Raw genomic sequence first — 12,468 nt, forward strand, 5'->3', positions numbered from 1 at the left:
AATGAAATTTTTGGTTATAGACAATCCTCAAACAATTTCCTCAAGCTGCTTCCGGCTATGCGAATCCAGCGCCTGCCAATCGGTAATTTCGCAGCGCTTGCCGTTCAAATCCGTCAAAATGATCCTGCCGCCGCCCGGATATTGGATATGCTCGTGAAGATTGCGCATCGCCAGCCGGGTCGGCCCTAGGTGGGTTTGCAGCTCCCACAGCCATAAGCCCGATTTGTTCTTCACACGGTCTACGCGCGTTACTTTCGGCAGGAAATACCGGAGCTGCAGCTCCTTCTCGAGCTCGGCCGCGCTCTCCGGATCGAGCTCCCCGATGTCGCGAACGATCCCGAGCTCCACGTCCTTGGCATCCCGAATCGAGAGATAGCTCGACTCATATTGGAAAGGGAAGCAGCGGTACACGATCAGCTCTTCGTGACGCTTCCCGCATACCATTCCTTGAAGCACGCCGCCCTTGTTGCGTGTTAAGGCAATTTCAGTTTTCATTAGCATTCGAATATCGAATTGTTGCTCCATTACACGCTGACCCCCCTGATTTGCGACATTTCCTGCTGCGCATCCACCAGCTTGCGGTAGACGCCGTCCGTTTTCTCCAGCAGCTGCTCATGGGTGCCGACCTCAACGATTTTGCCCCGGTCGAGCACGACCAGGCGGTCCGCATTCCGAAGCGTAGACAGCCGGTGAGCAATGGCGAATGTCGTCCTCCCTTTGACCAGCCGCGAGATGGCTTCCTGAATTTGACGCTCCGTCTCGGTATCGACGGATGCGGTCGCTTCGTCCAGGATTAAAATTCGCGGATCGTGAATAATCGCCCGCGCGATCGCCACGCGCTGCTTCTCGCCGCCGGACAGCTTATGTCCGCGTTCCCCGACCTTCGTATCGTAACCGTCCGGCAATCTGACGATAAAATCGTGCGCGTTCGCGATTTTTGCCGCGCGCATAATCTCCTCCGGCGTCGCGTCCGGTTTGGAATACGCGATGTTGTCGGCAATCGATCCGTCGAACAGGAACGTCTCCTGAAGCACAACCCCGATTTGCCGTCTCAGGTCGGATTGGCTGATTTGCCGGATCGGCACGCCGTCGATAAGGATGGAGCCTTCGTCCGTATCATAGAAGCGGCAGAGCAGATTGATGAAGGTAGATTTGCCTGCCCCGGAATGACCGACAAGACCGATCATCTCGCCCGCCTGAACGCGAAGGCTCACTCCTTTCAGTACGGGATGATGTTTTTCATAGCCGTAGGTAACGCCTTCGAAAACCACGCTTCCTTGGATTTTTCCAAGCGGCGCCGGCCGGTCTGCATCGGGAACCTCGGAAGGCGTATCCATGATTTCGAATATACGATGAGCCGCGGCAATCGCGTTGCTCGCCCAGTTGACCATTTGGCTGACCCATTGCAATGGCCCGAACAACATGCCCAAGTAAGCGACGAGCGCCATAAGCACCCCCAGCTGAATCTCGTTGCCGAGCACCTTGCCGCCGCCGTAATACCAGATCAGCAGCGTCCCTATGCCTGCAATAAGATGGAAGGCCGGGAAGATGAACTGCCACAGTCCTTCCGTCTTAATGTTGTTGCGTACGACTTCGGCGTTAGCGCCATCATAACGGGACATCTCCTCGTTCTCGCGGCCGAACGCCTTCACGACGCGAATCCCCTGCATCGACTCGCCTACCATTGTGTTCAGCCGGAAGATAGAGCGCCATTGCTGATACAATCGGCGCCCGACCTTCGGCCAGATCGTAACGGATGCGACGATCATGAACGGCACAGGGAGAAGAGCGAGCAAGGACAACTGCCAATCGAGACTGAAAATAATAACGCTGATCGCCACGATCCGCAGCAGCTCGCCGGTAACATAGATGACGCCATCCGTCAGAAACTGGCGCATCGATTCGGCGTCGCTGTTGACGCGCCCGATGAATTGGGACGTCTGCCGCCTATCGAAGTAAGCTAGCGACAGTCTCATCAGCGACCCGTAAATATCGCCCCTGATATCGCCCATCAGCTTGGAGCCGACCCATATCCCGATATATCCCCGCACGGTTTGCATGACCGCCATCAGAACGGTCGTGACGCCAAGCGCAACGACAAAAATGAGCAGAGCAGAGCCTGCGGCCTTTGGCTGAAGCACGTCATCGATAATGAGCTTCGTAATATAAGGCGGCACCAATTCGATGAGAGTGGTTAGGATGAGCAGGAAAGCCGCGGTTGCCATCTGGCGCTTATAAGGCTTGGCATAACGAAGCACGCGCGCGGCGGCTTTCCCTTTGTTCATGCAAAATTGGCACACCTGCGTGCCTTCGCCGAGCGGATGCCCGCAGGTAGGGCAGTATCTCGGGAGATCCCGCTCGGAGATGACCGGCAGCTCCTCCTGTTTGGCAAGAGCTCCGATAAGCTTCGCCGCGAATCCGAACATGGAAGCTAGCGCGGCTGTATACCGGGCAAGCACAACGGGGCCCTCATAGGTCTCGATGATCAGCGAGCCGCCGCCGATGCCTCCCGATACCCTGGCATCGCTCAATGTCAGGACGGAAAACTTAGCTTTGGGCCGGTCTTCCTGTTCCCAGACGGTAATCGCTTCTTCCGTAACCGCCATCCATTGCTCCCCGAAGCTGCCGTCTAGCAGCAGATCGGTTCGGCAGCAGAACAGCGGCGCGGACGTTAATTGCTCCCGGAATCGATCCGGAAGATGGTCCATGATGGTCATAAATACCTCCACATTAGTTGGTCTATTCCAGCGAATCAATGACGGACCAGAATGCCGGCTTCGCTTGGTATTGCCTGTCGAACAGGAGCGGCGCGTTGGTGCGTTTCACCGGGAAGCCGTCCAGCCAGGAATGATCGTCCGCGATGCCCCAGAATACGACGCCGCTTACAATCTCTTTATTCTCCCGGAAAGCCCGGAACAGCTCCCCGTAACGGTCCGCTTGCTTCGTCAGAATATCCTCCGGGATGTCCGCGCCGTAATCTCTGCGGTCGTTCCAGCTATAGATGCTCATATCCAGCTCGGTGACGATGTTATCCAATCCTAATTCCGCAAACTTCTGCATCGACGCCATGATGTTTTCAATGGAAGGCCCGTATACGTCAATGTGCGTCTGATGGCCGACGCCGTCGATAGGAACGCCCTCATCCAGCAGCCCCTTTACCAGCTCATACAGCCGGTCGCGCTTTTTCGGGTCGTCGGTCCCATAATCGTTAATATACAGCTTAATATCCGGCCCTCCCGCTTCGCGCGCCGCGCGGAAAGCCGTAGCAATATAATCGGCGCCCGCGATTTTGTACCAGTCGCTGGCCCGCATGCCGTCCGGATCGGCCGGCTCAATGACTTCATTGACAACATCCCAGGAGGCGATATCGTCCTTATAACGGTCTACAATCGTGCGGACATGCCGGTCAAGCCTCTCCAGCAGCAGCTTCTTATTCGCCTCCCGCTTCGCCGGGTCGGTCTCGTCGGTCATCAGGTTTCCTTCCGGATCCTTGAAGAACCAGGCGCCGACCTGCGTATGCCACACCAGCGTATGGAACCGCAGCTCCATGCCGTTCTCCTTGGCGAAAGCGACGATCCGGTCCGCATTCGTCCAATTGTATTGATCCTCCGCAGGATGGATCGCGTCGGGCTTCATGACGTTTTCGGCAACCAGCCAATTGACGTGTTTCTTCAGCAGCTCGGCCTTCAACCCTTCGGTTTGGAACGGCTCAATGGCGGCTCCAATCGGGAAAAATTCCGCGTACGTCTCCGCAAGCGAAGGAATGTCCGTCTGCACCGAAGGCTCCGCAGGAGTCGGCACTGGCGATGCGGAAGGAGCCGCAGAACGCTCAGCCCCGTCCTTCTCATCCGGCTTGCCTGCCGGTTCATTCTCGGCTGCCGGAGCATCTGCGCTTAATTCAGTCTGCGTGCTGTCCGGCATCTCTCCAGAGCCATTCCCTTCATAACGATTCGTAACGAACAGCAGAATGACAAGCAGTACCACACCAATGACTGTGTATAAAGCCGCCTTTGTAGATTTCTTGCTCATTTGCTTCAATCGACTCCCTCATTTCCAAGAACAAAAGAAGCGCCTTGCCGATAAGTTCGGCTTTTGCAAGGCGCTTTCCTTCCACTCTATTCCATTTTTTTAACCAACAATTCCCGTTCGTTCAATGCTTTCGACGAAATACCGCTGTACAAACAAATAAATGATGATCAGCGGCAGAATCGCGAGCAAAATGCCTGTATCCTGAACCATGCTCAAGTAGAACGGATCGGCTTTGGATGCGTCCCCTCCCGATAGCTCGATCGCAAGATTATAGGGCAACGAAGACAATTGGGTCGACATCACCTTGCTTGAGGTGAGATAGGTCGTCGTGAAAAAGCTGTCGTTCCACTGCCACACGAACGAAAACAGCGTTGTCGTAATGATGGCCGGAATTGCATTCGGCAGCATGATCCGCGTAAACGTTCTGCCTACGCCCGCGCCGTCGATGTACGCCGCTTCCTCCACTTCCTTCGGAATGCCTCTGAAGAACTGCCGGAATATAAAAATGTATAACCCGGCTTTGAGCGAGTTCGCCGTGAGGGATGTCAGAATAAACGGCCAATACGAGTTCAACAGATTGACGGGCTTGCCGGTAAGCAAAGGAATAATGCCCATCAGCGTAAAATCCTTCAAATTCAAATAAATCGGGATAAGAATCGTTGTCGGCGGCACCAATATCGTCAGAATTACACCGGCAAACAACAGGTTGCTTCCTTTAAACTTGAGCCTGGCAAAGCCGTAACCCGCCAGCGCGCAGGAAACTGCGGTCAGTATGGTCGTCATGGCCGATAAAGAAAACGTATTAAGCAGCGTCTCCCAATAATCCATAATTTCGATCGCGTTCCGGAAATTGTCGAGCGTGAATGTCTCAGGAATCCAGACGACGATAGGCGAATAGAGATCCGACTGGTGCTTGATGGCCGTTGCTATTTTTTGCAGAATCGGGTACAGGATGACGAATGACAAACCAGCGATCAACGTCAGCCTTACGATCGTCCACAGCCAGCGCTTCCAGCTTTCGATCGATAACAACCGGGTAAGAATCATCGCTTGCACCTTCCTCCTATTCATGATAAAAGACTTTCCGGGATACCAGATACGTGCTGATCAGAAGGATGACAGCGATCGCAACGAAATAGATCCAAGCCATAGCCGAGCTAAGCCCGAAATTGAAATTGACGAAGCCCGTATCGCGGATGAGATCCGTCAGCGCGTTGCGCGAGAACGAATCGATGATCGTATAAATCATATTGACCAGAATGAGCGGGCTGACCATGGGAAACGTGATCTTCCAGAACGCTTCGTAGCCGGTCGCGCCTTCAATTTTGGATGCTTCGTACAGCTGAGGCGAAATGGTCTGAATGCCCGCCAGAAAAATCAGAATCTGGACGCCGGATTGGCTGACGATTTGATAAATGCGGTCAACGGCCCCCGTCAAGTAGTCGACGATCGTTTCGCTGACACCGGCTTGCAGCATCATCCGCGCAAGCTCAAAGCTGCCGAAGCCGCTTAGAACGCCTGAGCTTTCGCTCTGGTCATTGATGGCCTGCACCAAACTTGTGCTCTCCAGGCTCATAATGACGCCGGAGGCGAGAATAACCGGCAGGAAGAAAATGGACCGCGCCACCGACCGGCCTACAAATTTCTGATTAAGCAAGACGGCCAGGAACAAGCTGAAAATAACGATGAGCGGCACATTGACCACCATATTGACAATGGATTCCGTCAGCGTGCGGTTAAAGCTCGTGTTGACGGTTAAAGCCTCGACGTAATTTTTCCAACCGGCGAACGATATTAAGATGCCGCTGGATTTGGCCTCGATCGTACTGAAGCTGTACCGTAAAGACGTCAGCAGCGGGACAAGGAAGAAGAAGATGAACCCAAGCAGCCACGGCAGGACATAGAGGAATCCCCAGAAAGCTTTCTGCTGCGCGTACGTTCGCCCTTTGAATCCGAGCTTCAAAAAGGATTTCATGATTGCACACCACCCGTCACATAGCTCTCGGCTTCGATCGTCCGCCCGTCTACCGTCACGGCGGACCGGTTATAATTCACGATGATGAACATGCCGTTTCCGTACTCCGTTCGGAATACGCCGTCTTCCAGCTTCTCGTGATCCGTAATCGGTTCGTGCCGCACATTCTTCAATATCGCGTTCACTTCACGGTAAATGTCTGCCGCCTCATCGATCCAAAGCTCGTAATTCACCGCGTACAGATGGTTGTCGTCCGTATCCTTGACCTTAAAGTTAGGCTCATAAATCCATTCGAAATAGACGCCCGCGCCGTACTCCAGACATTTCAAAATGTACGGCTTTACATCGGTGTAGGTGGACAAATTGTATGGCGCGCCAACGTAATCGACATACCCGCGCACAACCATTTGGTAGAACGGAACCTCTTCATCTTCGATTTTGAATTTGCTGCTCGACATCGGCGCGTTCGTAATATCGGTCAGGAACGGCAGCGCATATGCATTCCCGCCCTCAGCCATCACATTCATGCCCGATTCTTTCATCTTGTTCAAGGACTGTACGGACAGACGCTCGGATTCCGCGCGGTCAATCAGCTTGTTTTTGCGGAAATCGCTGTTCAGCTGATCCGCCAGGTCCCGAAGCGAAATGCCGCCCGTTTCGAATGCCGCAAAATCATCGAGCAAACCGTCCACGTATCCGGCTGCCTTCTTAGGCGAGACGATATAAGACGGACTTTTACTTCGGTCACGGCGATTAAGCGCCAAATCAATAGGATAGATCGTTGCGGGATCCCCGCGAAGCGTCCTGGCCGCTTCCTTTGCTTCATTAAATCCGGAACCGGAATTGGCCATCAGGACGGCGACATCCGGATAGAGCTCGACGTTCTGCTCCTTGGCGAACGCAGCGAAGGCTTTCATTCCCCTGCTGCCTCCGATTTCCTTATCGACCGATATGTTATCCGGCACCTTATGGTCGAGTCCTTCATTGAACCAGCCGGCATATCGCAGCTTAATATCGCGGATCTCCAGCTGCTGCAGCTGCTTGACGATGTCCTCCGCCTGCTCGAACGTCGTCAGAGGCTCCAGCGCCCGGTAAGGAATGCCCGCGAAATGCTTCTGCTTGGAGATGCTGCCGATCAGCTGCAGATAGAACGGCATATTGCCCGCTTTCTCTTCGGCTTGCGCAGGTTCCGGAAGCCCGTTGCTTTGAATTAAATACTGCTGATAATAGTGCGCCATCCCTTTCAAGGATGCTTGTTCCCCGCCGAGGAACGCATAACGGACCGAAAAATCGGTCGACATCGGGCGCTTCTGGAATGCCGGAATCGAACGCTGCTGGTCATTCGCGTTAAGGGTCATATCGGCTTTGTTCAGGACGGTAAAGCTTGGATACACGTAATTGTAGCTATTGATTTTGCCGCTAATATCGGCGTTTACGGTCGCGGCCGACGCGCCTTGCTCGATGATGCCGAGCATCGCGCCTCCTTCCTTCAAGAGGCCGAACACGGGGAGGCGGATCTCCTGCGTATTCACCGCGTCTTCGGTGCGGTCCATCGTTTTATCCGAGCCGTACACCGGCTGCTGATAGGCCGGATATTGCGTTTTGCCATTATTAAAGCGGATTAGCGCGCCAGAGCCGTCCGGCACGAAGATCGAGCCTTCCTCCTCCGTTCCACCGGCGCCGAAGTAGCTAAGCAGCGACACCGTGCTTACGGGATACTCCTCCGGATAGCGGATGCTGTCCACGGGCACTTTGGCGACAAGACTGTCCCCATCCAGCGTGTATTCGATCGAGGCAAAAAACAATCGGGGCTCCGGCTTCGTCTGACTTAGGTTATTCTCCGCGATGTCGATCGCCAGCTCGTCTTCCGTATACCCGGCGTCTTCGAAAGCCTTGAGCGCCCGCTCCAGCTGGAGTCCCTTAAGCGCGCCATCGTTGCGCACGAACACGCCGCTTTCTTTCTCTTCCGTATAGACAAGCATCAACGCGCGCTGGCCCGCTTTGTCCAGCTTGCCGAGCAGCGCTTCGAAACGGGCGGCGCTCATCTTCTGCGGCATATCTTCAGCAGACTTGGCGCTCGTCCCGAATTGATAGTTCACTCTCACTCCGCTTGGAATAGGCTCAAAGCCGATTTGCTTGTGCACGACGGCATCCGTAAAGGAATTTACCGCGTTAATCTGTCCGAACGAGTTGTAATATTGAAGCTTGAGCTGAGCGGACAATTCGCTCTTGTTCACGCCGGCGGCCAGGGAGTCGGTATCGCGATCGGTCGGATTGCTGTACCAAATCTCTCCGCTGGCTTTATGGACGACAGCTACCGCTCCCGATTGATCGTCCACAAGCAGCCGAAGCTCGTTATTCTCGGCTACTCCCTTCATGCCGGCGGCTCGTGAATCCGTGAAGGCCGCCGTGAGAGGCTTGCCTTGTTCAAAAGCGGCGACCGCTGGCTCGCCATCCGAACTCGCGGTATTCGCGGCATCCGAGCAGCCGGCCGCGAGCAGGCTGAGCAGCAGGCAGGCGCCTAGCAGTAAGTTTTTTGCGTTAATGGCCATCACTCCCCCTCCTTCCTAGCTCCTCATGACCAATTCTTGATAGATAACGGATATGAAGGCTATGATTTGCTGCACCAGACTGAAGAACAACAGCCCGATAAATGCCATAAAACCCATTGCCACGACGGTGAGCGCCATAATGCCGAGCGTCTTCCCCGCGGAGAACTGATGCACGGTCATGTTGCCCACAAAAAGCAGGAACAGGAACCACAAGACGGCGACAGCGTTCGAAAAGTAATAAAAGGATGTCTCTTGAAGCGAAATGACGTTGCTGAGCCATATCCATGGAAAATTAACGACGACAAGAGGGATCAAGGCGTAGCAGGTCGACGTAAAAATTTCAACGAATTTTCCTTCTCCGTCCATAAGCGTAGTCAGCGACCAATTGGCGACGCACCAGAAGAGCACCGGCACTACGACATAGACCACTTCCAGCAGGCTGTTCATCTCGTTCGGGTTGTACAGATTGACGAGAAACCCGCTGTACTGCGCACTCAATATATTTGTGACCGCCAATAGCAGCAATACGGCATACGAAACCATTAAATTGAATTTGGTACCCCGGTCGTACTTCAAATCCCAATAACCGTTGAACGGATGAACAATGAGGTGGAACGGGAATTTTACGAGCTCTTTATTCAATAGGACACACCCCTTTTTCTCCTCGCCGATTTCAGGTAGGCCATCGTCCCCAGCCAGATTGCCGCAGCCGCAACGATCACGGTCATGATTCCTCCGAAATATTGACGCAGCACTTCTTTGCGGTGGAGAAGGAACGCCTTGGAATAATTACCTTGATCCATGCTTCGCTTGAAATGCTTCATCGCTTCTTCATAGTCGCCTTGGCGAAGCAGCGCCTTGCCGATACCGGCGTAAGCGAATTCCAAATTCGCGTTCATATTGACAGTCTCGCTGTACAATTCGTATGCCTTCTGCTCATCGCCGCGGTAGTAGCTTCGAACGGCTTCGTTCAGCGTCCGGCCGTATGCCGTCGTCCGGAACACCGTGATTTCGCCGAGCGCTTTGTCCAGCACGATAAAATCGTCGCCGATACGTTCGATGGCCGTCGGCGTCTTGAACTCGCCGAGCAGGTTGCCGAGTCCGCCGAACACGTACATGAAATGGCCGTCGCCGTTGTACGTGAAGATGCGCCCCCGCTTCGAGTCGAGCACGGAATAGATTTCGCTGTCCCCGACATCGATATCGATCAGTCTCGATGGACCGGTATCGACCGAGTACCGGATGTCCCCTTGCGGGCTGAAGTAACCGGTGCGCCTTAAAATATCGTTTCCTTGCGCATTCAGCTTTTTGATGTTATCGCCCCATTGATCGCCGTTCGTCGCGTAAAGGAAGCCTTCGCCATCGATGTCAAGGTTCGTGAACTCCGTCGGGGTGAACATGACCATCTGACTGCGCTGCGCTTGCGTCGAAATCTGTTTCCAGAAATATTCGACCGGGTCGATGTAGACGCGGTTCGCTCCGATGAAGGACGTGAAAGCTCCTTCCGCGTTAAATTCCATAAAACCGTCGAAGACGCCGGTTGCCATGACATAAGTCCGCTGAGCCTTATCCATCACGACGCGAACAGGCTGAAACTGAAAGTTCGCCGGGAGCAGCTCGGATTCCGGCGCCTCGATTGTTTTCACCCATTCGAAGTCCGAATTTAGATGAACAACGCGATGGTTGCCCGTATCGGCAACGATGACTTCATTTTTGTCCGTCACGAACAGTCCCTGCGGATTCGCGAACGTGTCCGGTTGCCCGTCCCGTACGAAGGAATCGATAACCCGGTCAAGCTTGAACCGCTCATCCAGGATGACGATCCGGTTATTGCCCGAATCCAGCACGTAAATGCGGTTATCTGCGGCTACATGCAAATCGTTGGGTTCCTTAAAAGCGCCCGCGCCCAAATCGGAGCCGTTGTACAAGTCCGTTGCCTGATAAGCCGCGGGCGACGTGACGGTATTCCCCCAGAACGAGTAGTTATAGGAAGCTCCCTCCCCGTCGGCATAAGCCGCCGGAGCGCCAAGCGATGTGCCGAGCAGGCAGCATATTGCAAGCAGGAGCAGCGTTCTTCCCTTAAACATGCTTTTTATCATCATCGCGGCTCCTTTCTAATCCTTCATCCCTGAAGTCGCCATAGTCTGCATGACGCTGCTCTGGGAGATGATAAAGAGCGTGATCGGAACGATCATCAGAATTAACGCGACCGCGGCGCCGACGCCGGCCCTGGCGATACCCCCGAGCGTTATTTGCCCCAGCGCGTAATGAAGCGTCTTCAGGTTCTCGCTGTAGATGAAGCTGCCTCCGTCCGAGCCCCACAGCATAGGGAACTGCAATATCATAAGCGTCAGCCACGCCGGCTTTACATTCGGCATGACAATGCTCCAGTAAATGCGGTACTCGTTCGCGCCGTCGATCTTCGCGGCCTCCAGCAGCGCGTCGGGAATTTGCTCCATAAATTGCTTCATTAGGAATAATCCGAGCGGGAACGCCAGCGACGGGATAATAATCGAAGCATGCGTATTAATCCAGCCGAGCCACGACATCACCATGTAGTTCGGAATTGCTGTGACGTGCGGCGAGAACATCAGCGACAGCACGACGATGGAGAACAGCGCGGTTGAGCCGTAGAACCGGTATTTGGCGAGCGGGTAAGCCGCAGCCGACGCCAACAGGATATGCCCCGCCGTACCGATGATCGTTATGAGCAGCGTGTTGGCAATGTACCGGGACAGCGGAACCCAGGAATTTCCCATCAAGGCGAACAGGTCATAGAAGTTCTCCAAGGTCGGATTCACCACGAAAAATCGCGGCGGGAAAATAAACAGCTCATCGAGCGGCTTAAACGCATTGTTCACCGCATAAATGAGAGGCAATGCCATGAAAGCGCCGAATACGGCAAGGAATGCGAACAGCATGAAGCTGACGGTGAAGGAACGGTTAAGCTTTTTGGGCGTCCGAAAGGCAGTCATCCATCTGTATACCACGATTATTCGCCCACCTTTCTAAGCAATTTCTGCGTCAGCTTGTTCGAGCCGATCATTAGGAAGAACAGCACCGTCGCGATCGCGGACGCGTACCCCATCTCGAACCGGATCGTGCCGAAATCCATCAGATGCGTCACGACCGTGTGCGCCGCATAGTTCACGCTCGGGAAGCCCGCCAAGGCAATCGAGATATCCGCTACCGCGAACGAAGCCGTAATCTGCATGACAGCCCCGAACATCAGCTGCGGTCTCATGGAAGGCAGCGTAATATACCACAGCTCCTGCCAGCGGTTCTTAATTCCGTCAACCGCCCCCGCTTCAATTAACGTCTTATCGATCGTCTGCAAGCCCGCGATAAACGCGAGGAAGCTGGTGCCGAGGCTGAGCCATAGCTGAACGATCATGACGATCGGCAGAATGTATTTCTCGTCAAGCAGCCACTGAATCGGCTCAAGAATAAAGCCGCTTTTCATCAGGAAACCGTTCAAATAGCCGTAGCTGTCTCCCGAAAACACGATCAGCCAAATGAAGAACACGTTGCCTGAAATGGAAGGCGCGTAAAATATGAGGGTCATAAAGGCCCGCACTTTCGGCGACAGCTCGTTAATGATCCACGCGAATACGAAGCAGGCGAAATAACTGATCGGGCCGGTAATAACCGCGAACATCAACGTATTCTTCAAGGCGATCATGAAGATATCGTCGTTAAGAAACAGTCTCGAATAGTTTTGCCAGCCCACGAAACGAGGGAACTCGAGCATATTAAAATAGAAGAAGCTGAGGCCGAGCGACAGCACGACCGGTATGACGGTGAACAGGAAAAAGATGATCATATAAGGACTCATCAGCAAGTAATAATGCTTGCTGCGGTTCAATTCTTTGCCAATGCGGGCGAGCCTGGATTGCCGCGCCGGACGAATGG

The 12,468-nt window shown here is 54.0% G+C and carries 10 protein-coding genes; all 10 read right to left on the reverse strand.

Annotated elements, in window-relative coordinates:
• Positions 1-27: 27 nt before the first annotated feature.
• The gene (locus D3P08_RS03485; RefSeq protein WP_119598064.1) at positions 28-525 is read right to left on the reverse strand and encodes a DUF1854 domain-containing protein; all 498 of its coding nucleotides are present in this window, start codon (positions 523-525) and stop codon (positions 28-30) included.
• Positions 525-2,717: an ABC transporter ATP-binding protein gene (locus D3P08_RS03490; RefSeq protein ID WP_119598065.1), complete on the reverse strand. Its 2,193-nt coding sequence runs from the start codon at positions 2,715-2,717 to the stop codon at positions 525-527. Before D3P08_RS03490 ends, D3P08_RS03485 begins: the two co-directional genes overlap by 1 nt.
• A 22-nt stretch (positions 2,718-2,739) precedes the next feature.
• Positions 2,740-4,029 carry an endo-1,4-beta-xylanase gene (locus D3P08_RS03495; RefSeq protein WP_206098914.1) on the reverse strand — a complete coding sequence of 430 codons (1,290 nt, stop codon included), beginning with the start codon at positions 4,027-4,029 and terminating at the stop codon, positions 2,740-2,742.
• 99 nt (positions 4,030-4,128) lie between these two features.
• A complete protein-coding gene (locus tag D3P08_RS03500) occupies positions 4,129-5,076 on the reverse strand; it encodes a carbohydrate ABC transporter permease (protein WP_119598066.1) in 948 nt (315 codons plus the stop codon).
• A 16-nt stretch (positions 5,077-5,092) separates the two neighbouring features.
• A complete protein-coding gene (locus D3P08_RS03505) occupies positions 5,093-6,004 on the reverse strand; it encodes a carbohydrate ABC transporter permease (protein WP_119598067.1) in 912 nt (303 codons plus the stop codon).
• Positions 6,001-8,556 carry a DUF5696 domain-containing protein gene (locus tag D3P08_RS03510; RefSeq protein WP_119598068.1) on the reverse strand — a complete coding sequence of 852 codons (2,556 nt, stop codon included), beginning with the start codon at positions 8,554-8,556 and terminating at the stop codon, positions 6,001-6,003. Before D3P08_RS03510 ends, D3P08_RS03505 begins: the two co-directional genes overlap by 4 nt.
• A 15-nt stretch (positions 8,557-8,571) precedes the next feature.
• The gene (locus tag D3P08_RS03515; protein WP_119598069.1) at positions 8,572-9,198 is read right to left on the reverse strand and encodes a YIP1 family protein; all 627 of its coding nucleotides are present in this window, start codon (positions 9,196-9,198) and stop codon (positions 8,572-8,574) included.
• Positions 9,195-10,655, reverse strand: coding sequence for a hypothetical protein (locus D3P08_RS03520; protein WP_119598070.1), 1,461 nt, complete (start codon positions 10,653-10,655; stop codon positions 9,195-9,197). Before D3P08_RS03520 ends, D3P08_RS03515 begins: the two co-directional genes overlap by 4 nt.
• Before the next feature lie 15 nt (positions 10,656-10,670).
• Positions 10,671-11,531 (reverse strand): carbohydrate ABC transporter permease, encoded by an 861-nt coding sequence (locus D3P08_RS03525; RefSeq protein WP_119598563.1) that lies wholly within the window; start codon positions 11,529-11,531, stop codon positions 10,671-10,673.
• Between the two features lie 17 nt (positions 11,532-11,548).
• Positions 11,549-12,466: a carbohydrate ABC transporter permease gene (locus D3P08_RS03530; RefSeq protein WP_206098921.1), complete on the reverse strand. Its 918-nt coding sequence runs from the start codon at positions 12,464-12,466 to the stop codon at positions 11,549-11,551.
• Between the last annotated feature and the right edge of the window lie 2 nt (positions 12,467-12,468).

This window comes from Paenibacillus nanensis, assembly GCF_003583765.1.
Lineage (GTDB): Bacteria > Bacillota > Bacilli > Paenibacillales > Paenibacillaceae > Pristimantibacillus > Pristimantibacillus nanensis.